The following is a 23,930-nucleotide window of genomic DNA, read 5'->3' as shown; positions in this document are numbered from 1 at the left end:
GATTACGCCTCATAACCCGCAGTTCTCTCGACCCCCTCGCGCGCCTATCTGGCTAGCGTGTCGAGAGCCCGTTTCCGGGACAAGGAGTTTGCTTCATGGATATTTTTATCCAACAAATCTTGAACGGCCTCGTGCTTGGCAGCGTCTACGCGATCATTGCACTGGGCTATACGATGGTCTACGGCATTCTGGGCATCATCAACTTTGCCCACGCCGACGTGATGATGATTGGCGCGATGGTCGCGCTGTCCACCATCAACCTGCTCTTGAAGATCGCGCCGGACATGAACCCGGCGCTCATGCTGGCCATTGCCACGCTCGTGTGTATGCCCGTGTGTGCCATCGCCAACTTCGTGATCGAGCGCGTGGCTTACCGGCCTCTGCGCAACGCGCCGCGACTCGCGCCGCTGATCACCGCCATCGGCGTGTCGCTGCTCTTGCAGACGATCGCCATGCTGATCTGGTCGCGCAACCCCCTCTCGTTCCCGCAACTGCTGCCCACCGACGCGATGAACATCATCCCGCCGCGCGGCGATCATCCGGGCGCGGTCACCAACGGCACGGGCATCGTGATCGTGGTCGTGGCGTTCCTCGTGATGTTCGGCCTCACGCAGCTCGTGAACCGCACCAAGCTGGGGCGCGCGATGCGCGCCACGGCGGAAAACCGCAACGTCGCCGGTCTCATGGGCGTGAACCCGAACTTCGTGATCTCCGCGACGTTCGCTCTCGGCGGCGGCCTGGCCGCACTGGCCGGCGTCATGATGGCGTCGAACTACGGTAACGCGCACTTCTACATGGGCTTCATCCCCGGCATGAAGGCGTTCACCGCCGCCGTGCTCGGCGGGATCGGCAACCTGCAAGGGGCCATGGTCGGCGGCGTGCTGCTGGGCCTGATCGAAGCGCTGGGCGCGGGTTACATCGGCGATCTGACCGGTGGCGTGTTCGGCAGTAACTACCAGGACGTGTTCGCGTTCGTCGTACTGATCGTGGTGCTGGTGTTCCGTCCGAGCGGTCTGCTCGGCGAGCGCGTGGCAGATCGTGCTTAAGACGGGAGGATCGATATCATGAATCAACCCGTGCCAACCGCCAACGGCGCCACGCAAATTTCCGCGGCGGCCGCGACCCGCAAGGCCTATCGCGGCCTCGCATTCTTCCTGATCGCAGCGATCATCGCGCCGGTGCTCGTGGGCTACGCCGGCGGCAACTACTGGGTGCGCGTGCTCGACTTCGCGCTGCTCTACATCATGCTCGCGCTGGGCCTGAACATCGTGGTGGGCTTCGCCGGCCTGCTCGATCTGGGGTACATCGCGTTCTATGCCGTGGGCGCTTACGTCACCGCGTTCCTTAGCTCGCCTCACCTCACGTCGCAATTCGAGTGGATCGCCCATCTGTTCCCCGCCGGGCTGCATGTGCCCGTGTGGTTCACGATTCCGATCGGCGCCGCTGTGGCGGCCGTCTTCGGTATCTTGCTGGGGGCGCCGACGTTGCGTCTGCGCGGCGACTATCTGGCCATCGTGACGCTGGGCTTCGGCGAGATCATCCGCATCTTCATGAACAACCTGGACCGGCCGGTCAACATCACGAACGGCCCGAAGGGGATCACCGGCATTCAGCCCGCCTCGTTGTTCGGCTTCGATTTCTCGAAGGCGCACGAGTTCTTCGGGTTCAAGGTCAGCTCGGTGTACATGTACTACTACCTGTTCGTGTTCCTCGCCTTGCTCATTGCGTTCATCTGCGTACGCTTACAGCACTCGCGTATCGGACGCGCCTGGGTCGCCATCCGTGAAGACGAAATCGCCGCCAAGGCGATGGGCATCAACACGCGCAACATCAAGCTGCTCGCGTTCGCCATGGGCGCGTCGTTCGGCGGTGTGGCAGGCGGCATGTTCTCGGCGTTCCAGGGCTTCGTCTCGCCCGAGTCGTTCACCTTCTGGGAGTCGATCGTCGTGCTCTCGATGGTGGTGCTCGGCGGCATGGGCCATATTCCGGGTGTGATTCTGGGCGGTGTGCTGCTCTCGGCGTTCCCCGAGATCCTGCGCTCGACCATGGGCCCGTTGCAGATGAAGTTGTTCGGTAGCGTCATCGTCGATCCCGAAGTGATCCGGCAGTTGCTGTACGGTCTGGCCATGATTCTGATCATGCTGTACCGTCCGGCCGGCCTGTGGCCGTCGCCGCGTCCGGAAGAGCGGACTCTGTAAGCCGAGGGAGATGACCTGAATATGAGCGAACAAATTCTTCTGTCCGTCAAGGGCGTGAACAAGCGCTTCGGCGGTCTGCAGGCCCTCACCGATGTGGGCCTGGAGATCAAGCCGGGGCAGATTTACGGGCTGATCGGCCCGAACGGCGCCGGCAAGACCACGTTCTTCAACGTGATCACCGGTCTCTACACCCCGGACTCGGGCGAGTTCAAGCTCGACGGCGCGGCCTACAAGCCGACCGCCGTGCATGAAGTGGCGAAAGCCGGCATCGCACGCACGTTCCAGAACATTCGTCTGTTCGGCGGCATGACCGTCGTCGAGAACGTGATGGTGGGCCGTCACGTGCGCACGAAGATGGGCGTGATCGGCGCGATCGTCCGCTACCCGGGCGCAAAGGCCGAGGAGCGTGCCATTCGCGATCGTGCGATGGAACTGCTCGAATACGTGGGCGTGGCGAAGTACGCCAACTACACGGCCGCGAACCTCTCGTACGGCCACCAGCGCCGTCTGGAGATCGCGCGAGCGCTCGCGACCGACCCGAAGCTGCTGGCGCTGGACGAACCGGCCGCCGGCATGAACGCCACGGAGAAGGTCGAGCTGCGCGGTCTGCTCGACAAGATCCGCAGCGACGGCAAGACGATCCTGCTCATCGAGCACGACGTGAAGTTGGTGATGGGGTTGTGCAACCGCATGACGGTGCTCGATTACGGCAAGGTGATTGCCGAAGGTTTGCCGCAGGATGTGCAGAAAAATCCGGCGGTGATTGAAGCGTATCTGGGTTCGGGAGGCCATTGATGAGCGCAATGTTGACGATCAAGGGCCTGAAAGTCGCTTACGGCGGGATCAAGGCGGTCAAGGGCATCGACCTGAACATTCAGCCGGGCGAGCTGGTCACGCTCATCGGCGCGAACGGGGCGGGCAAGACGACCACGATGAAGGCGATCACGGGGCTGTTGCCGTGGGCCGATGGCGACATCGAGTATCTGGGCAAGTCGATTCGCGGAGTGAAGGCGTTCGATCTGCTCAAACAAGGACTGGCGATGGTGCCGGAAGGTCGCGGCATCTTCACGCGCATGACCATCCTCGAGAACATGCAGATGGGGGCGTATCTGCGCAGCGACAACGCGGGGATCAAGCAGGACGTCGACAAGATGTTCGGCATTTTCCCGCGCTTGAAGGAGCGCAAGGACCAGCTCGCCGGCACGCTCTCGGGCGGTGAGCAGCAGATGCTCGCCATGGCACGGGCGCTGATGAGCCAGCCCAAGCTGTTGCTGCTCGACGAGCCGTCGATGGGCCTCTCGCCGATCATGGTCGAGAAGATCTTCGAGGTGGTGCGTACGGTGTCGGCCGAAGGCGTGACGGTGCTGCTCGTGGAGCAGAACGCGCGTCTGGCGCTGCAAGCCGCGCATCGTGGCTACGTGATGGACAGTGGCCTCGTCACCATGACCGGCGACGCGAAGGACATGCTCGACGATCCGAAGGTGCGCGCAGCGTATCTCGGAGAGTGAGTTCGAACGCACGCCAGTGCGTCGATAGACGAGCAAGCCAGTCGTAAGCAAAGGGCGCCGGAAGTCAATTCCGGCGCCCTTTGTGCATTCAGGAGGGAGTGTCGAAGCGCCGACGCGCTCCGGCGTCATCCCCCCGCAACGCCACCGCTGCGAACGGCAACCGCTTGCCGAGGCTCACGACGTCGTCGGCGGCATAGCCGTGGGCGTTGTAGAACGCGAGCGCTTCGCGCGACTGCCTGAGCACCTGCAGATTGAGCTTGAGGCAACCGCGTTCGGACAGTGCGGCCTCCGCATGGCGCAGCAGCGCACTGGCCACGCCGCGACGGCGCAATGCCGACGTGACCGCGAGCGAGTAGACCCAGCCGCGATGCCCGTCGTATCCGGCCATCACCGTGCCCACGATCTTGCGTTCGCGCACCGCGACAAAGAACAGTCCGTCGTGCATGGCGACTTTGTTGGCAATCGAGCGACGCGGTTCGCGATGCGGCTTGTCTGCGCGGTTGTACTCCGGAAACGTTTCGCGCCAGAGCGCGATCACGGCTTCGGTATCCGATTCGTCGAAGGTGCGAATATGAATGTCGGCGGGCAGGCGAATCATGGTGCTTCCTGTGGGTTCGTGCGGCTCGTGGGGCTCGTGTAGATGTCGGGCCGATGGATTTGCATCATCTTGTTGACGGGGCCCAGCGGCTCGAACCCGTAGCGGGCGTAAAGACCGGCGGCATCGGTGGTCGCGAGCAGGAAACGGCGCAGCCCTTGCAGCGAAGGGTGTGCGAGCACGTTCTCGCACAGGCGCTTGCCGATGCCGAGTCCGCGCATCGACGGGTCGACGAAGACGTCCGCCAGATAGGCAAACGTGGCGCGGTCGGTGATCACGCGTGCGAAGCCGACCTGATGCGCCGCGCCGCCCTCGACCTGCATCGCATAGGCGCCGAAGCACAGCGAATGGCTGATGGCGCGCATGAGCGTGTTGCGCGGAATGTCCTGCGCCCAGTGCGTTTGCGTCGAGAGCGCGTGATGGATGAAACCGATATCGAGCCGCGCCGGATCGGATGAAATTTCGACGATGGCATCGGCGGGGGCGACCGGTTGCCCCGGATTCAGGTCGTTCATCGATGGGTTCTCCTTTGCTATGTCCGACGTGCTCGCCCCTGTGAAATCCGGGCGAGCATCGTCGTACGCTACGTGTTTGTCTGGGGACCTTGCGGACTAGGCGTATCTGGCGAGCAGCGTGTCGAGCATCGCGAGCATCTGATCGATTTCTTCCCGGCTCACGTTCAGGGCGGGCATGAAGCGCAACAGGTTCGGGCGCGCCGAATTGAGCAGCAATCCGTCCGGCGTCATGTCGCGGGCCGCTTCGACCAACTGCGGTCCGATGTCGCGACCGAGCAGCAATGCACGCAGCAGGCCCGCGCCGCGCTCGCCCTGGCCGCCGTAGCGCGACGACAGATGTTGCAAACCGGCACTCAGATAGTCGGCCTGCGCCCGTACGAATTCAAGGAAGCCCGGCGAGCTGACCGTGCGCATTACGGCAAGGCCGACCGCACACATCAACGGATTGCCGTTGTAGGTGCCGCCCTGATCGCCCGGCTGGAAGACGGCGAACTCGTCGCCGCAGAGCATGGCGGCGAGCGGCACACCTCCGCCAATGCCTTTGCCGAGCGTCATGATGTCGGGAACGATGCCGTTTTGCTGATGCGAGAACATCGTGCCCGTGCGTCCACAGCCCGTTTGCACTTCATCCACGATCATCAGGAGTCCATGCTTCTTGGTCAGCTCACGAAGCGCTTTCATGAACGCGTCCGTAGCGGGCACCACGCCGGCTTCGCCCTGAATCGGTTCGAGCATCACGGCAACGGTGTCCGGGCCGATGAGCGCTTCGACCGACGCGATATCGTTCATTTCGGCCTTCGGGAAACCCGGCACTTGCGGCGCGAAGATCGTGTCCCAGCCCGGCTTGCCGCTCGCGGACATCGTGGCGAGCGTACGACCATGGAAGGCGTTGTTGAAGGTGATGATCTCGTAACGTGCGCCCCCGGCCGGATTCGGGTGCAATTGCCCCCACTTGCGCGCGAGCTTGATGGCGCTTTCGTTGGCCTCGGCGCCGCTGTTGGCAAAGAAGACCTTGCCCAGACCCGAGAGTTTCGCGAGCAGGTCGGCCAGCTCGATCATCGGCACGTTGTAGTACGCCGGGCTTGGGTTGAGCAGCAAGGACCCTTGCGTGGCGAGGGCGTCGCGCATCACCGGATGACAGTGACCGAGGCTGTTGACGGCCCAGCCCTGAATGAAGTCGAGATATCGCTTGCCTTCGTGGTCGTACAGCCAGCCGCCCTTGCCGTGCGTGAACACGAGTTCGGGGCGCGTAGTGATGGGCAGCAAGGCTTGCGTGGGGTACTCGGCAAACTTGGCGTTGCGAGCGACCTTGGGCGCGTTGGACGGCTGTACGGCGGACGATGGGGCAAGCGACATGACGGTCTCCGAAGGGCGGTGTGAGAAGAGACGAGGAAATAAAAAAAGCCACGGGGGTTGCCCGTGGCTTCGCTGTGCTTGAGAACTTGCGTTGTTATCGCAGTCGATAGCGTGCCGCGCGGCATCCCGGTTGGGGCAGCGTACGGCGACGTCGGATCGAGGCGATGGCAATCAGGTTCATGTCGGCAAGCATAAGACGGTGACGCGGCCCTTGTCAAAGGGAATGCAGGGACTGTGGTTTGCATGCATCTTTTGCGCAGCGCCTGAACGTTCCCCCGGATAGCGCTCGCGTCACGGTGTCATGGCGGTGTTACGCCCCGCCGCCGGGGTTATCGGCTTCCGTCGTGAAGGCGTCTGCGAAGAACGCGTCTTCCGGCAACCGGTGATGGGCGACGAAATCGCGGCGAGCCGACTCGACCATGACCGGCGCACCACACGCGTAGACCTCGTAGCCCGACAGGTCCGGCAGATCCTCGGCCACGGCGCGGTGCACGAAGCCCGTGCGACCTTGCCACTGATCTTCGGGCGCCGCCTCCGAGAGCACCGGCACGAACTTGAAGCCGGGAATTTCGCGTGCCCATTGTTCGGCCAGATCGCGCAGGTAGATGTCCTTGAGCGCACGCGCGCCCCAGTAGAGCGTCATCGGTCGGTTCAGACCCTTATGCACCGCGTGCTCGACGATGGCCTTGATCGGGGCGAAACCGGTGCCCGAGGCCAGCAGCACGATCGGCTTGTCGGAATCTTCACGCAGGAAGAACGTGCCGAGCGGCCCTTCGAAGCGCAGGATTTCACGCGCCTTCATGTGGTTGAACACGTGGTCCGTGAACACGCCGCCGGGCATGTGACGCAGATGCAGTTCCAGGAAACCTTCCTCGTGCGGCGCGGTGGCCATGGAATAGCTGCGGCGGCGACCGTCCTTGAGGATGAACTCGATGTATTGCCCGGCGAGGTACTGGAAGCGTTCGTTGGCGGGCAGTTGCAGGCGCATCACGATGACGTCGTCGGCGCGGCGCTCCAGTGCGTTCACGCGGCACGGCAGACGCTTGACGGGAATGTCGCCGATGCCCTTGACCTCGCGCGACTCGATGACGAGATCGCCCTTGGTGTGCGCGCAGCAAAGCAGCGCGAAGCCGCGGGTTTCCTCGTCCTTTGAGAGGGCCGAGCTGGAGTGCGCCCCGTGTTCGACGGTGCCTTCGACCAGTTTGGCCTTGCATGACCCGCAACCGCCGTTCTTGCACCCGTAGGGCAGACCGATGCCCTGACGCAGCGCGGCGGAGAGCACGGCCTCGCCGTCTTCGACCTGGAACTCGCGCCCGCTCGGCACGAGGGTAACGTTGTAAGCCATACTACAATCCGAAAAATGAAAAAACCGTCCAAATCCTTCGGTCGTCCGCGCCTGTTGATCGTGGGCTGCGGCGACGTCGGCATGCGTGCCCTGCCGGCCCTCGTCGAACGCTTTCGCGTTTTCGCCGTGACCGCCAGCGACGCGCGTCATGCTGCCTTGCGTGCCGCAGGCGCGGTGCCCGTCGTTGCCAACCTCGACGACGCGAAGCGCCTGCATCGTATTGGCCGTCTGGCCCCGCGGGTGCTGCATCTGGCGCCGCCTGCGGCGGTCGATGGCAGTGGTAGCGAGGACTGGAGAACCCGCCGTTTGCGCGCGGCGCTCACCCGGCCATCCAAGCCCGGTATTGTACCCGAGGGGGGGCGGGCCGCCCTGTCACGGCTACCCGTCGCGCCCCGCCGGATTCTCGTTTATGCGAGCACCAGCGGGGTCTACGGCGACTGTGGCGGCGCGTATGTGGAGGAGACCCGCACGCCGTTGCCCCGTTCGCCGCGCGGCCAGCGCCGCGTCGATGCCGAACGCACGGTGCGCTCGCTCGGACGTGCGTCGTTCCACGCGCGCAGCGCGCGCCGATTACTGCACGCCGGCGCGTCGCGTGCGCGTACGCCGGGTGCGCTGGGGGCCTCTGGCACGCGCGCCTCGTGGCGCAGTCCTGAACATGCCCGCGCGCCATGGCGGGCCTCCATCGTGCGGATTCCGGGCATTTATGCCGCGCAGCGCCTGCCGTTGGCGCGTTTGCGCAAGGGCACGCCCGCGTTGCAGGCGTCGGACGACGTCTATACCAACCATATCCATGCCGACGACCTCGCAGCGATCCTGATTCGTGCGATGTGGCGCGGCAAGGCGCAGCGCATCGTGCATGCGAGCGACGACACCGACTGGCGCATGGGGGAGTACTTCGACCATGTCGCGGACGCCTTCGGGTTGCCGCGACCCCCGCGCATTTCGCGCGAGGAGGCGGCGCGTGTGCTGGAGCCGACACTGCTTTCCTTCATGTCCGAGTCGCGACGTCTGGCCAACACCCGGCTCAAGCACGAACTCCGCTATCGGCTGAAGTATCCTGATGTGGCTGCGTTGCTCGCCTCGCTGACCTCATTGACCTCATTGAATTCGCGTACACCGGGCGATCGGTCAGACATGGCCGACCCAGCGGGAGCGAGCGCTGCGCCCGCTGCAACGCCCGTGCCGAGCGTGTCATCGAACGGCACGGCGTGAGCCGTCGGGTTGCCAGCACCGTGGTTTCCCAATGTGCCGCCCAGCGCCTTGACGAGCGAGAGCGTCGCGTCGATCTGATCGAGCCGGGATTGCGCGGCGTTGCGACGTGCCTGACGTGCGAGCCGTTGCGTGTCGAGCCAGCTTTGCAAATCGATGTCGCCCGCGCGATATCGCGCACCTGAGAGCGTGGCGGCGTGTTGCGCGAGCGAGGCGGCGCTGGTGAGCGACGCGTATTGCGCGGTCGTACGCTCGCGCGTGGACAGCGCGTCCTCGACCTCCATCAGCGCGGTGAGCAGCGTGCTGCGAAAGGTGACGACGGACTGTTCGTAATCGTTGCGTGCCAGGGCCGTGGTAAAGCGCGCCGTCTGGATCTGGAGAAACGGCATGGCGATCGTGGCGGCCAGTGTGCCGACCGGATTGGCGAGCAGGCGCGTGAGCGAATCGCTGCTGGTCGCGGCAGTACCGGTCAGCGTGAGCGACGGGTAGAACGACAGACGCGCCGCATCGACATCGGCCAGACGGGCGCGCACGCGCGTCTCGGCGGCCGCCAGATCGGGACGCTGCGCGAGCAGCGATGCCGGCAGCCCGGGCGCCACTTCGGGTAATGGCACAGAGGCGAGCGACTCGCTTTCCACGAAGCGCGTCTGGGCGGGACGCCCCAACGCGTTCGCCAGCGCGTGCCGCGCGATATCGCGAAGCCGCTCCCACTGCGCGAGCGTCCCGGCCAGCGTGTCCCGGTCCTGCTGTGCCTGCACCGGATCGAGCGCCGAGACGGATCCTGCGCGCCGACGCGCTTCCACCAGCGCCACGACGCGGTCCGCCGCAGCGAGATCTTCCGTCGCGCTGCGAACGTTCTCGTTCAGAAACGCCACCCGCCAGTAGAGCGACGCCACCTGACTCGACAGCGTCAGTGCGGCAGCGCGCCGGTCCCATGCACTGGCGGCGGCCTGCCAGCTGGCGGCGTCGCGCTGCGCTCCCAGCTTGTTCCACAGGTCGACTTCGTAGCTGATGCCCAGGCTCGCCCCGGATGTCGTACGTGTTTGCCCATCGTAGGCGAGCGCGGCTTTTCCGCCGTCGAGCGCGCGCGACTTCGCCCCGGTGACGTTGCCTGCGAACTGCGGCCAGCGATTGGCGAGCGTCAGACCGGCCTGAAGCGCGTCGCGATCGGCCTGCAGTGCCTTGAGTGCGAGCGCAGGATTGCCTGCGAGGGCCTGCGAGATGAGCGTGTCGAGCTGCGGTTCGCGAAAGGCGCGCCACCAGGGTTGAAGCGTCGCCTCCTGTTCGGCGGCGACCGGCGCCTGCTGTGCGCCATCGATGGGCGTACGGAACTGCGCCGGAACGGGCAACGGCGCACGCGCATAGTCCGTGCGGGTCAGCGCACATCCCGAGAGCGCTAGGGCGGCGGCCACCGCGCTCAGTGACGGCGCATATCCGCGCAGCATGGCGCCGGCGAATTTCGCCAAATGGGGAATCCGCGGTACGAGAGGAATCGACGCAACGGGCGCAAGTCGAGGGCGGCGCGGGTCCTGGCCGTATCGTGAGAACGGTAGCAAACGGGTCATCGAATCTGTCAAAAAGACCCCCGCGCGCGACACCGAATCGCGCGCGGGGTGTAAATGCCATCCCGAGCCTGAGGGGGGCGCTGCGGGACGGCGGGGGCAATCATTCACGCGCCAATGCATCCACCGGATCGAGCCGTGCGGCGCTGCGCGCGGGCAGCCAGCCGCTGAGCATGCCGATCGCGCAGGCGCAGGCCACGGCAGCGGCGAACGTGTTGACTGAGAACACCACGGCCACTTGCGGTATGAGCGTCGACACCAGCCAGCCAATGGCGTACGACAGGGCGACACCGATCGCGCCGCCCATCAGACAAACGAGCACCGCTTCGATGAGGAACTGCCGGAGGATGTCCTGACGCCGTGCGCCGATGGCGCGTCGAATCCCGATTTCGCGAGTGCGTTCCGTGACCGACACCAGCATGATGTTCATCACGCCGATGCCACCGACCACGAGCGAGATCAGGGCGACGAACGAAAGCAGCAACGTGAGCATCTGGCTGGTGCGTGAGATGGACTTCACGATCGTGTCCATGTTGAACGTGAAGAAATCCTTCTGACCATGGGCGCGCGTGAGCACACGAACGATCCCTGCTTCGGCGGCTGCGGGGGGATGTCCGTCCAGAATGCGCACGGTGATCGATTCCAGATGCTGCTGGCCGGCGAGTCGGCTTGCGACGGTGGTCCATGGCACGTACACATTGAGTGTCCGGCTCACGAACATCGACGAACGGTCGCGCACCACGCCGATCACCCGCAGCGGCAGTGAACCGGCGAGCACGATCTTGCCGATCGGGTCGCCGCCGTTGGGCATCAGTTTTCGGAGCGTGTTCTCGCCGAGCAGCGCGACCTGCGCCTGACGCGCGACCTCGCTCGCATCGAAGCTTCGACCGCGCGCCAGTTTCAGACCGTTGGCGCGCATGAAATCGGCGCCTTCGCCGTGCACCTGCGCGTCGGTGTCGATGCGTCCGAAGCGCATGCGCGCCGTGCGCGGGCCGATTTGCGGCGTTACGCTGTCCGTGTAGGGTTGGGCGGCGAGCAGCGCGGCGTCGCGCGGCAAGAGCGTGCGGATTTCCGTCGCTTTGTCGTCGTTGAAATCCTTGCCGCGCAGTACCGTGATCGTGTTGGGTGCGATGTTGCCGATGTCGTCGAGCACGCGTCGCTTCGTGCCTTCGCCGATGGCCGAGAGCGACACCACCGACGTGATGCCGATGATGATGCCCAGCATCGTCAGACCCGTGCGAAGTCGATGCGAAGCCAGCGCGTGCCATGCCATCGCGAGACTCTCGGAGAACGTCGGCCAGCCCGTGATCCAGCGCGTGAGCCACGGGCGTTGTGAGGACGGTGACGGTTCACTCGCTCTCGATGACGAGTCGGACGAAGACGGCGAATCGCCCTCGATCCCATCGTCCCCTCCATCGCCTCCATTGTCCCCGTCACGCCGTCCGTCATCGGCAGGCGCTTCGACGGCACGTGGCGTTTCGTTGATGCGATCGCCCTTCACGCGCCCGTCGGCGATTTCGATGACCCGTTGCGCCCATGCGGCAACGCCCGGATCGTGCGTCACGAGAATGATCGTGTGTCCGCGCGTATGCAGCTCGCGCAGGATGTGCATCACCTCCCGCCCACTGCGGCTGTCGAGCGCGCCGGTCGGCTCGTCGGCGAGGATGATGTCCCCGCCGTTCATCAGCGCGCGGGCGATGCTCACGCGCTGTTGCTGCCCGCCGGACATCTGCGAAGGCCGATGCAGGCGATGCTTGCCGAGCCCCAGGCGTTCGAGCAATGCGGCCGAGCGCGACGCGCGATTCGACCGGGTGACACCGGCGTAGACCGCCGGGACTTCCACGTTTGCCTGTGCGGTGAGATGCCCCATCAGGTGATAGCGCTGGAAGATGAAGCCGAAGTACTCGCGACGCAGTTTTGCCAGTGCATCGTCGGACAGCGAGGCGACGTCCCGCCCGTCGATCTCGTAGCGTCCCTCGGTGGCACGGTCGAGACAGCCGAGCACGTTCATCAGGGTCGACTTGCCGGAGCCGGACGGTCCCATGATCGCGACCATCTCGCCGCGCCGGATTTCCAGATCGACGTTGCGAAGCACGGTCACTGCACCGACACCTTCGCCGAACGTTCGGGAGATGCCGCACAGGCGCAGGAGCGGCGCGGATGCGGACGTCACAGCAGCGTTCCTGTGTCGTTGGCGCCGTGCGGCGGCGCATCGGTCGGGTCGGCGGTCACGACACGATCGCCTTCGGACAGCCCGTCGAGCGCTTGCGCCGTGAGGCGGTTATCGAGCCCGACCTTGACCCAGCGCGCGTGCGCATGACCGCGCGCGTCGAGCACGCGAACGCGATAGCGGCCGTCGGCGCGCTTCTCGCCGAGGGCGACCGACGGAAAGGTGAGGGCGTTCGAAATCCGGGCGCTCACGATGGACACCTGCGCCGTCATGTCCGGGCGCAAGACACCATCTGGATTGGGCACATCGAAAAGTGCGTTGAAAAAGATCGCGTTGTTGATCTTTTCCGGCGACGGCTGAATCACGCGCAGCTTCGCGTCGTAGCGCTTCTCGGGGGCACCCAGAATCGTGAAATACACCGGCTGACCGGCACGAATGCGAACCACGTCGGCTTCCGAGACCTGCGCGCGGATCGTCATCATAGAGAGGTCGGCGACTTTCAGGATGGTCGGGATTTGATAGATCGCCGTCACCGTCTGCCCTTCCTGTGTGGTGATCGCGGTGACCGTGCCGTTGATCGGGGAAGTGATACGCGTGTAGGACAGATTCGTTCGTGCCTTGTCGACCTTCACCTTTTGCTGGCTGATCTGCGAGTCGAGCGAGGCGAGTTCGGCGGTGAGGGCTTCGGCTTCGGTGCGGGCCTTTTCGAGGTCGCGGGGCGAGGTCGCGTCATCGCGGGCCAACTGGCGTTGGCGTGCGAGTTCGCGCTCGGCCTGCGCCTGCCGAACGGACTTGGCGCGACGGTCGGCGGCGAGCGTGGTGAGCCCGGCGCTGGCTTCACGCAGGTCGTTTTCGCTGGACGTCGGATCGATCTCGGCGAGCAATTGGCCTTTCGACACGGTGTCCCCAAGCACCACCTTCAGGGAGCGAAGTTGCCCGTTTGCCTGAGAGCCGACTTCGACTTGCTTGATGGGTTGCAGCACGCCGGTCGCGAGCACGGCGTCTTCCAGATCGTTGCGCGAGACCTTGGCGAAGAGATAGGCGGGCGGCTTGGGATGGGCCCATTGCCACGCGGTGAGTCCGGTGAGCAAGACGACGGCGAGGACAACGGCAAGCGCGCCCATTTTTCGACGACGGGTGCAAAACAGCGGTCGAAGCAGGGGGCGAAGCAGAGGTCGAAGCAGGGAGGAGAAAAGCGTCATGGATCGGAAAGCGTGCCAAAGGCGGCGACATACGGGATTTGAAGCGATGCTAAACAAAGGGTCCGAGACAAACTGTTTTCAGTTGTTGGGACTTTGTGAACAGAGATGACGAGCGAGCGCGGCTTTGCGTCAGCGGGTGCGGGGCCGGCAAGGGCGCGCACAAATGTGGAGAGACCGACAGGTGCGGGGCGAGCGTGGCGTTCGGGCGTCCGGTATCTCGCAAGGCCTTGCGGCGTAAGGGCAAGCGGGGCAAGCGCGCGCCAGGCAGCGTGGGCGGGGAGCTAATGCCGGCGCTGCACAGTGTGAAGATTGCAGGGCGCGCGGGCGTTCACCGAGGCGAGCGAAGTGTCGGAGGTGAGACGCTCGCATCCGGTCGGTTGCGAGAAATTGGCTATAATTTCGCCCAATATCTCTCAACATCGAGGAAATCTCGATTCTCGAGCGCTTACGGCTGCCGCGATGTCGGTCGCGTATCCCGGCGAGCCTTACCAATCCTTTCTGAAATAAGGATTGGACGCCATTCTGTTGGATGCTTCGCTCAACGGTGCACTGGACGGGCGCGCAAACTGCGACGTATCTCGTCACAGAGGAGCACAAAGCATGGCCATCACTATTGGTTCGCCGCAGGCGGCGGCACATCGGGCCTGGCGCTTGCCGGGCCAGGGGGCGGCTTCCACGGTCGGCACGCACCGGGCGCAAACCGCAGCGGATCGATATTCCAACGCGCTGCGCTCGCTCTCGAGCACACCACAGGCACCCTCTGTGACGCAGGACGATGCCGTGAAACTGTCGCAAGGCGCGAGCGCACCGCGCGAAACGTAAATTACCGAGAAATCTTCATGAGTCTGCATGTTCTTCTGGTCGACGACGATCCTGTCGTTCGCGACCTGTTGCGCGAATTGCTGCACGCCAATGGCATGCAGGTCTCGGTGCTGCACAACGGCGCCTCGCTGATGCGTCGGCTCGAACTCGAACGTCCGTCCGTCATTTTGCTCGACATCATGATGCCCGAGCGCGATGGCCTGCGCGCGTTGCAGGATCTGCGCGGCGCGGGTGACGATATCCCCGTCATCATGTTGTCCGCGCGCGGCGGCCCGCTCGATCGTGCGCTGGGTCTGGAACTGGGGGCCGACGACTACCTTGCGAAGCCGTTCGATCCGCGAGAATTGCTCGCCCGCATCCACGCCGTGCTGCGTCGTCGCGGGCCTGTTGCCGCGAGTGCACCGGACGCACGCGCACCCTATCGCTTCGGTCCGTTCGAGCTCGACTATTCGTTGCGCACCCTCCAGCGCGACGGCGAGCGTCTGCCGCTTCGCGATACCGAATTCGCCATGCTCAAGGCGTTCACTCAGCATCCCATGCAGGTGCTGCCGCGTGTGAAGCTTCACGCCATGCTTTATGGCGACGGCATTACGTTTCGCGACCGCAGTCTGGACGTCCCGGTGTGGCGCCTGCGTCGCCTCATCGAGACCGATCCGTCCGAGCCGCGCTACATCCAGACGATCCGTGGCAAGGGGTACGTGTTCGTGCCGGGCGGCGAAGTCGCCGAGGGCGCGACGTCCGACGCGCGCGAGCGCACCGGCAGTCTGGGGGGCGGCGAGGGCAGCGAAGCGGGAGCGCACGACGATGACCTGTCGCTCGCGACGACCGTCTCGGCAGGCAAACGCCCTGCGCGCGGCTGGCGGGAGACGGCTGCGTGAATGTCCGTTGGCTGCTGCGCGACACGCTGTTCGCGCGCCTGGCATGGCTGGGTATTGCCGTCTTGCTGGTGATGCACCTCGTGTGGAGCGCGCTGGTGTTCTATCAGCGACCCCGTCAGCAAGTCGACGGCTTCGCGCGGGGGCTGCTCGTTGCCATCCAGAGCGTGGATCAACGCGCCGTCGACCCCGGCAGTCTCGCGCCGCCTCACGGCCTGCGGCGAGTACCCATCTCGAAGACCCCGACGTTCGCCGGAGAAGCCGACGACGAGCGGGCGACGCGTCTGCGCCAGGAACTGCTCTCGCGTCTGCCTGAAGGCACGCAACTGCATATCGTCAACGAACGCAAGCGCGGCAACATCTGGGTGCTGCTGCCACGGCGCGACGAGTGGATCGTTATCGGGCTGGACTTGCCGCCCGTGCCGCCGTTCGTGCGCGAGACGCTGGGCATTCTCATCGGCGCCGTGCTGCTTGCGCTGCTCGTTGCGTGGCAGATGCAGCGACCCATCGCAAGGCTGGCGCACGCCGCACGCGTCATCGCGCGAGGACGCCGCCCGGCCCTGCTGCCCGAGCAGGGACCGCATGAACTGCGAGACCTCACGCAAGCCTTCAACGACATGGCCAAGCGTCTGGCCGAGGCGCAGGACAATCAGGCGATCATGCTCGCGGGCATCGCTCACGACCTCAAGTCGCCGCTCACGCGGCTGCGCCTGCGTGCCGACCTGATCGACAGCGACGACTCGCGCGATGGCTTCGTGCGCGATATTGCGTCCATCGATCACATCGTCCAGCAGTTCCTCGCTTACGCCCGCGATGAAGCCGATACCAGTCCGCTGGTCAACGTCGACGAATTCCTCCGGGAGCAATTCCCGGCGGACGAAGTCGAGGAAGAGACCGCGGTGGTTGGGGCGCCCGCGCGCGCTACGGCACGCACCGACGTGCAAGACGTGCAAGATGACGCGTCACTCTTCGTCAGTCATCTGCGTGCGGGGCCTGCCTTCATGCTGCCGCGCACGTTGCTCGACCGGGTCATGTCCAACCTCGTGGACAACGCCCTCGAACATGGCGAGCCGACCGTGCGACTGGCGACGTGGCGCGACGGCGACACGGGTTGCATCGAAGTGAGCGACTGCGGCAAAGGCATTCCGGACGATCAGGTGGCGCTGGCGATGCGGCCTTTCGTGCGGCTCGACGCGTCGCGCGGCGGCGAGGGTCATTGCGGGCTGGGCCTGTCGCTGGTGGTGCGGCTGGTCGAGGGCCAGGGCGGGGCGGTGCGGCTGGACAAATCGTCAGGCGGCGGGTTGCGTGTCACGCTGACGTTGCCGATATCCCCGGCGAACGAGTTCGCCGGGGCGGCTCAGTAAATCTCCGGCACGATGATCTCCGGCGGCACGGGGTGACGCATGTAGTCCTCGCTGCGCGCGCGCTCGGGCAGCACGACCTGTGAGCGCTCCACGTCGTGATACGGCACTTGCTGGAGCAGGTGATGAATGCAGTTCAGTCGCGCGCGCTTTTTGTCGTCGGCCTGCACCACCCACCACGGCGCTTCCGGAATGTGCGTGCGTTCGAGCATGACTTCCTTGGCAACGGTGTACTTCTCCCAGCGGGTACGGCTCTCAAGATCCATCGGGCTCAGCTTCCACTGCTTGAGCGGATCCTGGATCCGGGCAAGAAAGCGCGCTTCCTGTTCTTCGTCCGAAATCGAGAACCAGTACTTCACGATCTGGATGCCGCTGCGCACGAGCATCTTCTCGAATTCCGGCACGGAGCGGAAGAACTCCTCGTATTCGTCCTGCGTGCAAAAGCCCATCACGTGCTCGACACCGGCACGGTTGTACCAACTGCGGTCGAACAGCACGATCTCGCCGGCGGCGGGCAGATGCTGGACATAGCGCTGGAAATACCATTGCGTGCGCTCGCGATCGTTCGGGGCGGGCAGCGCCGCGACGCGGCACACGCGAGGATTCAGACGTTGCGTGATGCGCTTGATCGCGCCGCCCTTGCCGGCGGCGTCGCGGCCTTCGAAGATCACCACCAGACGGTGACGACTGCGAATGACCCAGTCCTGCAACTTGACGAGTTCGCCCTGCAGGCGGAACAACTCCCGGAAATAGTGCAGACGGTCGTCGCGCGCCTGTGCGCTCAGATCGTTGAGCCCCGGCAGGCGAAGATCGTCGATCTCCATCTCGATCTCTTCGTCGTAGCTGTCGATCAGGTCATCCTGGAGGCGACGCGTGAGCATCGCGTCGTGGTCGGCGTCGGAATCGAATTTGGTCATGGCGACGATCTCTCTTACGGCCAGAAAACACGAGTAGGCCCAAAGGCACAAGAGGCACGCCATAGGCCCAACGCCTGGGCCGACACGGCGACCCGGCAACTGGACGAATGGCGCCCCGAAGGTGTGAGCTCCAGTATGCGACGATTTTATGACACCAGCATGGCGTTGACGAACGCCGCGTATCGGAGTTCCCGGCAGCGCCCCGCTGCACGGCGCGTCGCCAGCCATGCCGGCCGCTCCGGCCGGGCGCGATTGCGCCCACCCTGTCACAAAAACGACATGTGACATTGTCATGATGGCAAGTCCCACCGAGCCACGGTGCGAATCTCGTCATCGTCTCCCGTTCGCCCGGATTGCGCGCATGTTCGCCGACCTAGTTCACAACGCTTATGGCTGCGATCAGGCTGGCCTGATCTACGGCTACCGCTTTACCGACGGCGAAGCGCCGCAACCGGTCGATTCGGGCGAAGCGCTCGCGTGGCTCATGAAAGGCGAGCGGGCCGAGGGCTTTCTCTGGCTGCATTTCAACTTCGCGCACGCCGCGTGCGAGAAGTGGCTCAAGGCGCAGATGCGTCTGCCCGACGAGTTCTACGAAAGCCTGGGCGAGGGCTCGCGCTCCACGCGCATCGAGCATTCCGACGACTGGCTCCTGGCCGTTATCAACGACGTCATCTTCGCGTTCGACATCGCGCAATCCGAGATTTCGACGCTGCGCGTTGCTGCCAACGCGCGTCTGCTCGTCACAGGCCGCGTGAAACCGCTTCGCTCGATCGACAAATTACGCGCGTCCGTCAAACGGGGCGACGCCTTTCGCACGCCGCTTGCACTGCTCGTTCATCTGCTGCGCGATCAGGCCGATGTCCTCGAACGTATCGTGCGCGAGACCAGCCTCCGTGTGGATATCGTCGAAGACCGCCTGTTGCAACAACGCATCGAAAGCAATCGCGCCGATCTGGGGTCGTTGCGTCGCGTGCTGGTGCGCCTGCAACGGCTGCTCGCCCCCGAACCGGCGGCGCTCTTTCGACTGCTGAGTCGCCCGCCGGTGTGGGGGCACGCGGAGGATGTGCAGGAATTCCGTCAGGCGACGGAAGAATTCGCGGTGGTGCTCAACGACCTTTCGGCGTTGCTCGAACGGATCAAGCTGCTTCAGGAAGAAATCGCGGCGATGGTCAGCGAACGCACGGAGCGCACGATTTACACGCTCACCGTCGTGACCGTGCTCGCCTTGCCGATCAACATCGTGGCCGGGTTCTTCGGGATGAACGTGGGCGGCATTCCGCTTGCCGATCACCCGCATGGCTTCTGGGTACTCGTGGCCATCGTCGCCACGGGCACGGCGGCCGCCGGTTGGTGGGCATTCCGGCGGCGACCCGATTGAACGCCGCACCTCACGCGCACGGCATCGCCTCATTCACCCCCGGAATCCGATCCACGGCCGCCAGCACCGCTTCCGGTGTGATTTCGCGCGTGCATTCGAAGGCGCGTTGTGTGCCTTTGTGTCTCGGACAGAAGTGGAAGTCGTCGTGGTTGTAGCGAATCGCCGGATCGTGCCAGCAGCCCGTGCACACGTCGGTGTTGATGACGCGGTAGGGTGTCGCAAATTCGTTGTGCGGCAGCGTGAAGCCGGAGATGAGGACCGTTGGCGTGCCCATGGTCCAGGCGAGCCATGACAGACCGCTCGACAAGCCGATGAAGGCGCTGGCGTGCATCAGCCAGCGGGCACGTTCGGTCAGCGGCAGATCGCCCGTCGCGTCGATGGCGCCTTCCGGGATCGATTGCCAGAAGTCGTGCTTGCCGTTGCGTGGCTTCTGGTCGATGCACACTACCTGCAAGCCCCGCTCGCGCAAGCCTGTCACAACGGCATCCCAGCCGCCCGGCCGGTTCCAGTACTTGCACTGCGCCGTGCTCTGTACCGCGATACAGACGTAGGGATCTGGCATCGGGCGAGATACGTCCGGCAGCGCCGTCTTCGCTGTCGACTCGGCATCGTCGACACCGAGTATGTGGGCTGCCGTGCGATGCAGACCCGTCTCGCGAAAGTCACGGGGCTGTTGTGTCAGGTCCTTGTCGTCGAAGAACAGGCCGACGTTGTACGTCGCGTAGTACTTGCGCCGCTCCACCTTGTCCTGTGAGAGGAATTCGACGTGCGGATAGGCGTCGCGGAACAATGCCGCCACCGCCGGGGTGACCACGCATGCCAGCCGGCACCCGTGCACGTCGGCAAAACGCAGCGCATACGGCAGCCAGCCCAGTACGTCCCCCAGTGCGGCCAGCGGGAACTGAACGAGCACGTCCTGATCGCGCAGATCGAAACGGTGCTCGAAGACCACCACGTCGTTGAGCCAGATCGTGATACCGCAAGGCGTGTAGTACTTGGTCGGGCTGCGCACCACGCCGGAGGACAGGGCGACGTCGGCGAGGGGGCGGTCGTCGCGCAGATCGCTGATGCGCACGCGCCACGGCAACGGCTGACCGAAGTCGGGAATGACCACGCGCGCACCGTCGTTGAAATCGAAGCGCAACCCCGCCGGACCGACTTGTGTCGGCAGCAGCGCGGGCGCCAGAAAGATCTGATGAGGGGACGGCGCAAATGGCGCCACCGGCGGTAAGGTGCCAGCAGACGGCGTGTGCGTTTCGGAAGGGGGCGAGACAGCGTCGTTCATGGACGACACCTTACGACGGACGTGCCTCGGCCAATTGCATGGGAAGCGAGCCGAAAAGGCCGTATTTCGCGAAATTCACCGGTTTTGACGCCAAATGACCTTTCCGCACCTTTCCGAACGTGTTCGTGCGCTGGTGAGTCAGGATGTCCCCGTCATCGTGCGGTACTGGGTGCGCAACGCTTCCGTGAAGAGCCGGTGTGTCTCGCGCGGGTTTTCACGACGTGTGAACATCGCAACGGGCGGCAGCGTCCAGGTGAGCGACCACGGCACGATGGCGACGCCTGCGATCCGAACCAGTTCTTCGGCAATGTCGGCGGGTAGCAACGACACCGCGCGCTCGCTGCTGGCCAGTAACTCCCCGGTCAGGCGCGACGAAAAGCTCTCTACCACGGGCACCGGCGGGACCACCCCGGCATGCAGGAACAGATCGGAGAGCTGGTCGCGCATTGGCGTGTTCGGTGCGCCCATCACCCAGTCGAGTTCCGCCAGTTGTGCCCACACTGGCGCGCTTCGCCCGAGTCGCGCCGCCAGACGACGGCTCGCGACCACGCGCGGCATCTGGTGGTGCAGCACTTCGAACTGCACCTGCGTGAGATCGACGTTTGCCGCCGCGCGGGCGATCACCACGTCGAGCGTGTGATCCCGAAGCTGGGCCATCAGCGATTCGCTGGTGCCTTCGTGCAGGGTGACGGTCAGGCGTTGAGGAATCCGGGCGAGCGTCTGCTGGATGGCCGCGGCCAGCGTCGTGCCGGAAACGTACGGAATCACGCCGACCTGCAAGCGCGCCGCATGGCCTGCCATCACGGCTTCGATATCGCGGGTCAGGTGGTCCAGATCGTGCACCATAGCCTGGGCCCGAGCCAGCACCACGTCGCCCAGCGGCGTGGGCGTCATGCCGCGCGGCGTGCGGTCGAACAGGGGGCCGCCGAGCATGCTTTCCAGCTCGGCCAGCGCGCTCGTGACGGCCGGCTGGCTTGTCGCCATGTGCTCCGCCACCCGCGTGAGCGAGCCGTGCTGCTGAATCTGCAGCAACAGCACAAGATGCTTCATCTTGAGCCGCGTCGTCAGCCGCCGGATCACTTCTCCCGTATCGAAAGGCACCGCCGCCATCTGTCCCCAATCCTCTGAAACCCCCGATGCTCGGGGCTTATAACGAAAACATGATGCCCCCATAGTAATTCAGAATCGCCCCCCGCTGGCGGCTCCCTAGAATGGCCTCACCTCTGATCGCCACAGGCGGTAGCCGTCGCCAGAACGGTTCGCGGCGCTTGCCAGAGTCGAGATATCAGCCGAGACATCCAACGAGGACGACATTGCCATGAGCAACAGCAACGATCACCAGGCCGCCCTGGAATATCACCAGTTCCCGACTCCGGGCAAGATCTCCGTGACGGCCAGCAAGCCGCTGGTGACGCAACGCGATCTCGCGCTGGCCTACACCCCGGGTGTCGCCATCCCGTGCCAGGAAATCGCCGCCGACCCGTCGGCGTCGTTCAAGTACACCGGTCGTGGCAATCTCGTCGGCGTGATCACCAACGGCTCGGCCGTGCTGGGGCTGGGCAACATCGGCGCGCTCGCCTCCAAGCCGGTCATGGAAGGCAAGGCCGTCCTGTTCAAGAAATTCGCCGGGATCGACGTCTTCGACATCGAAATTACCGAGAGCGACCCGGACAAGCTGGTCGACATCATCGCCAGCCTGGAAGCGACCTTCGGCGGCATCAACCTCGAAGACATCAAGGCGCCGGAGTGCTTCACCGTCGAGCGCAAGTTGCGCGAGCGCATGAAGATCCCCGTCTTCCATGACGATCAGCATGGCACCGCCATCACGGTCAGCGCCGCGTTCATCAACGGTCTGAAGGTGGTCGGCAAGGACATTCGCGAAGTGAAGGTCGTGACCTCGGGCGCCGGTGCGGCGGCCCTCGCGTGCCTCGATCTGATGATCGACCTCGGCCTGCCCATCGAGAACATCTGGGCGACGGACATCGACGGTGTCGTGTACGAAGGCCGTGCGGCCAGCATGGATCCGGACAAGGCCCGTTTCGCGCAGAAGACCGACAAGCGCACGCTCGCCGAAGTGATCGACGGTGCGGACGTGTTCATTGGCCTGTCGGCGGGCGGTGTACTCAAGCCCGAGATGCTCAAGACGATGGCCGCGCGCCCGCTGATTCTGGCGCTTGCCAACCCGACGCCGGAAATCTTTCCGGACGACGCGCGCGCCGTGCGTGAAGACGCCGTGCTCGCCACTGGCCGCTCGGACTTCCCGAATCAGGTCAACAACGTCCTGTGCTTCCCTTACATCTTCCGCGGTGCGCTCGACGTGGGCGCCACCACGATCACGCGCAACATGGAAATCGCCGCCGTGCACGCGATTGCCGGTCTGGCGCAGGAGGAAGTGAACGATTCCGTGGCGAACGCCTATGGCGCGTACGACCTGTCGTTCGGGCCGGAATACCTGATTCCGAAGCCGTTCGACTCGCGCCTGATCGTGCGCATTGCGCCGGCCGTGGCGCGTGCCGCCATGGAAGACGGTGTGGCCACGCGCCCGATCGCCGACTTCGACGCCTATGCCGACCAGTTGCAGCAGTTCGTGTATCACTCGGGCGCATTCATGAAGCCGATCTTCTCCGCGGCGAAGCAGTTCGTTCGCGATGGCGGCAAGTCGCGCATCGTGTTTGCCGAAGGCGAGGAAGAGCGTGTGTTGCGCGCGGTGCAGGTCATCGTCGACGAGAAGCTGGCGCGTCCGATTCTCGTGGGCCGCCCGGAAGTGCTGCTCGCCCGCATCGAAAAGTTCGGCCTGCGCCTGCGTCTGGGCGAAGACGTGGAAGTCACCAACCCGTACTACGACGAACGTTTCCATCAGTACTGGACCAGCTACTGGGAACTGCGCTGCCGCGACGGCATCACGAAGGAAATGGCGCGAGTGGAAATGCGTCGCCGTCTCACGCTGATCGGCGCGATGATGGTCCGTCTGGGCGACGCCGACGGCATGATCTGCGGCACCGTGGGCGCGTACCACGATCACCTGCGATTCGTCGATGAAGTCATCGGCAAGCAGCCGGGCGCGAACACTTACGCTGCGATGAACATCCTGCTGCTCGACAAGCGCACCGTGGCGCTCGTCGACACGCACGTCAACGACGATCCGAGCGCCGAGCAGATCACCGAGTTCACACTGGCGGCTGCCAGGCAGATGTCGCGTCTGAACCTCAACCCGAAGGTTGCGTTGCTCTCGCGCTCGAACTTCGGCTCGGGCAGTGCGGCGTCGGGCACGAAGATGCGTCGTGTGCTGGACATGGTGACGGCGCAGGCGCCGGACCTCGAGATCGACGGTGAAATGCACGGCGACTGCGCGCTCGACGAAGCGCTGCGCAGCCGCATCCTGCCGCATTCGAAACTCAAGGGCGCGGCCAACCTGCTGGTGTGCCCGAACGTCGACGCCGGCAACATCGCCTACAACCTGCTCAAGACGGGCGCCGGCAGTAACGTGGCGGTCGGTCCGTTCCTGCTGGGCGTGGGCGCACCGGTCAACGTGCTGACATCGAGCTCGACGGTGCGACGCATCATCAACATGACGGCGCTCACCGTCATCCAGGCCAATCGCGACTGAAGTCCACCCGGCGCTGGTGCTCCGG

Annotated in this window: 19 protein-coding genes and 1 pseudogene; 10 read left to right on the top strand and 10 right to left on the bottom strand. The window is 64.8% G+C overall.

Features of this window, described 5'->3' with window-relative positions:
- Window positions 1-95: 95 nt before the first annotated feature.
- From UC34_RS19200 to UC34_RS19185, 4 genes are read left to right on the top strand one after another with little or no spacing between them, the layout of a single operon-like run.
- Window positions 96-1,046 (top strand): branched-chain amino acid ABC transporter permease, encoded by a 951-nt coding sequence (locus UC34_RS19200; RefSeq protein ID WP_044456815.1) that lies wholly within the window; start codon window positions 96-98, stop codon window positions 1,044-1,046.
- A gap of 18 nt (window positions 1,047-1,064) precedes the next feature.
- A complete protein-coding gene (locus UC34_RS19195) occupies window positions 1,065-2,198 on the top strand; it encodes an ABC transporter permease subunit (RefSeq protein WP_237165156.1) in 1,134 nt (377 codons plus the stop codon).
- Between the two features lie 21 nt (window positions 2,199-2,219).
- Window positions 2,220-2,993: an ABC transporter ATP-binding protein gene (locus UC34_RS19190; protein WP_044456814.1), complete on the top strand. Its 774-nt coding sequence runs from the start codon at window positions 2,220-2,222 to the stop codon at window positions 2,991-2,993.
- Window positions 2,993-3,706 carry an ABC transporter ATP-binding protein gene (locus tag UC34_RS19185; protein ID WP_044456813.1) on the top strand — a complete coding sequence of 238 codons (714 nt, stop codon included), beginning with the start codon at window positions 2,993-2,995 and terminating at the stop codon, window positions 3,704-3,706. The genes UC34_RS19190 and UC34_RS19185 overlap by 1 nt, the downstream gene beginning before the upstream one ends.
- Before the next feature lie 88 nt (window positions 3,707-3,794).
- On the opposite strand, the gene UC34_RS19180 is transcribed toward UC34_RS19185, so the two are convergent.
- The 4 genes from UC34_RS19180 to UC34_RS19165 form a co-directional block, all read right to left on the bottom strand.
- Window positions 3,795-4,304, bottom strand: a complete 510-nt coding sequence (locus UC34_RS19180; protein WP_044456812.1) for a GNAT family acetyltransferase — start codon at window positions 4,302-4,304, stop codon at window positions 3,795-3,797.
- A complete protein-coding gene (locus tag UC34_RS19175) occupies window positions 4,301-4,816 on the bottom strand; it encodes a GNAT family N-acetyltransferase (RefSeq protein ID WP_044456811.1) in 516 nt (171 codons plus the stop codon). Before UC34_RS19175 ends, UC34_RS19180 begins: the two co-directional genes overlap by 4 nt.
- A gap of 96 nt (window positions 4,817-4,912) precedes the next feature.
- On the bottom strand, window positions 4,913-6,172 hold the full coding sequence (locus tag UC34_RS19170) for an acetylornithine transaminase (protein ID WP_072617510.1): 1,260 nt from the start codon (window positions 6,170-6,172) through the stop codon (window positions 4,913-4,915).
- Between the two features lie 310 nt (window positions 6,173-6,482).
- The gene (locus UC34_RS19165; RefSeq protein WP_044458419.1) at window positions 6,483-7,517 is read right to left on the bottom strand and encodes a CDP-6-deoxy-delta-3,4-glucoseen reductase; all 1,035 of its coding nucleotides are present in this window, start codon (window positions 7,515-7,517) and stop codon (window positions 6,483-6,485) included.
- A 15-nt stretch (window positions 7,518-7,532) separates the two neighbouring features.
- On the opposite strand from UC34_RS19165, the gene UC34_RS19160 reads away from it, so the two are divergent.
- Window positions 7,533-8,729, top strand: coding sequence for a Rossmann-fold NAD(P)-binding domain-containing protein (locus UC34_RS19160; protein ID WP_237165155.1), 1,197 nt, complete (start codon window positions 7,533-7,535; stop codon window positions 8,727-8,729).
- Between the two features lie 95 nt (window positions 8,730-8,824).
- Here UC34_RS19160 and UC34_RS19155 read toward each other — a convergent pair.
- From UC34_RS19155 to macA, 3 genes and pseudogenes are all read right to left on the bottom strand, one after another.
- Window positions 8,825-10,171: pseudogene (locus UC34_RS19155) on the bottom strand (efflux transporter outer membrane subunit); the annotation flags it as partial.
- Window positions 10,172-10,391: 220 nt separating this feature from the next.
- A complete protein-coding gene (locus UC34_RS19150; RefSeq protein WP_044456809.1) occupies window positions 10,392-12,461 on the bottom strand; it encodes a MacB family efflux pump subunit in 2,070 nt (689 codons plus the stop codon).
- Window positions 12,458-13,582 (bottom strand): macrolide transporter subunit MacA, encoded by a 1,125-nt coding sequence (macA, locus tag UC34_RS19145; protein WP_044456808.1) that lies wholly within the window; start codon window positions 13,580-13,582, stop codon window positions 12,458-12,460. The genes UC34_RS19150 and macA overlap by 4 nt, the downstream gene beginning before the upstream one ends.
- 678 nt (window positions 13,583-14,260) lie before the next feature.
- Here macA and UC34_RS19140 point away from each other — a divergent pair.
- Genes UC34_RS19140 through UC34_RS19130 form a run of 3 tightly spaced genes read left to right on the top strand, consistent with a single transcriptional unit; the run spans window position 14,261 to window position 16,721 of the window.
- Complete coding sequence (locus UC34_RS19140) at window positions 14,261-14,482, top strand: hypothetical protein (protein WP_044456807.1); 222 nt, start codon at window positions 14,261-14,263, stop codon at window positions 14,480-14,482.
- A gap of 17 nt (window positions 14,483-14,499) precedes the next feature.
- The gene (locus UC34_RS19135) at window positions 14,500-15,360 is read left to right on the top strand and encodes a response regulator (protein WP_084070824.1); all 861 of its coding nucleotides are present in this window, start codon (window positions 14,500-14,502) and stop codon (window positions 15,358-15,360) included.
- On the top strand, window positions 15,357-16,721 hold the full coding sequence (locus tag UC34_RS19130) for an ATP-binding protein (protein ID WP_084070822.1): 1,365 nt from the start codon (window positions 15,357-15,359) through the stop codon (window positions 16,719-16,721). The genes UC34_RS19135 and UC34_RS19130 overlap by 4 nt, the downstream gene beginning before the upstream one ends.
- Here the strand turns inward: UC34_RS19130 and ppk2 are convergent.
- Entirely contained in the window at window positions 16,715-17,635 is a 921-nt protein-coding gene (gene ppk2, locus UC34_RS19125; RefSeq protein ID WP_072617578.1) for a polyphosphate kinase 2, read from the bottom strand. The two genes, UC34_RS19130 and ppk2, sit on opposite strands and share 7 nt — an antisense overlap.
- A gap of 361 nt (window positions 17,636-17,996) precedes the next feature.
- Between ppk2 and UC34_RS19120 the strand changes: the two genes are divergently transcribed.
- On the top strand, window positions 17,997-19,013 hold the full coding sequence (locus tag UC34_RS19120) for a transporter (RefSeq protein ID WP_044456806.1): 1,017 nt from the start codon (window positions 17,997-17,999) through the stop codon (window positions 19,011-19,013).
- A 10-nt stretch (window positions 19,014-19,023) separates the two neighbouring features.
- Here the strand turns inward: UC34_RS19120 and UC34_RS19115 are convergent, their stop codons facing one another.
- Window positions 19,024-20,298 carry an autotransporter strand-loop-strand O-heptosyltransferase gene (locus UC34_RS19115; RefSeq protein WP_044456805.1) on the bottom strand — a complete coding sequence of 425 codons (1,275 nt, stop codon included), beginning with the start codon at window positions 20,296-20,298 and terminating at the stop codon, window positions 19,024-19,026.
- Window positions 20,299-20,436: 138 nt separating this feature from the next.
- Window positions 20,437-21,399 (bottom strand): LysR family transcriptional regulator, encoded by a 963-nt coding sequence (locus tag UC34_RS19110; RefSeq protein ID WP_044458414.1) that lies wholly within the window; start codon window positions 21,397-21,399, stop codon window positions 20,437-20,439.
- Window positions 21,400-21,616: 217 nt separating this feature from the next.
- Here UC34_RS19110 and UC34_RS19105 point away from each other — a divergent pair, with 217 nt between their 5' ends.
- Entirely contained in the window at window positions 21,617-23,905 is a 2,289-nt protein-coding gene (locus UC34_RS19105) for an NADP-dependent malic enzyme (RefSeq protein ID WP_044456804.1), read from the top strand.
- The last annotated feature ends 25 nt before the right edge of the window (window positions 23,906-23,930 follow it).

This window comes from Pandoraea vervacti, assembly GCF_000934605.2.
GTDB lineage: Bacteria > Pseudomonadota > Gammaproteobacteria > Burkholderiales > Burkholderiaceae > Pandoraea > Pandoraea vervacti.
Note: the sequence above shows the minus strand (reverse complement) of the source record. Positions and strands in the feature narration are given on the sequence as shown.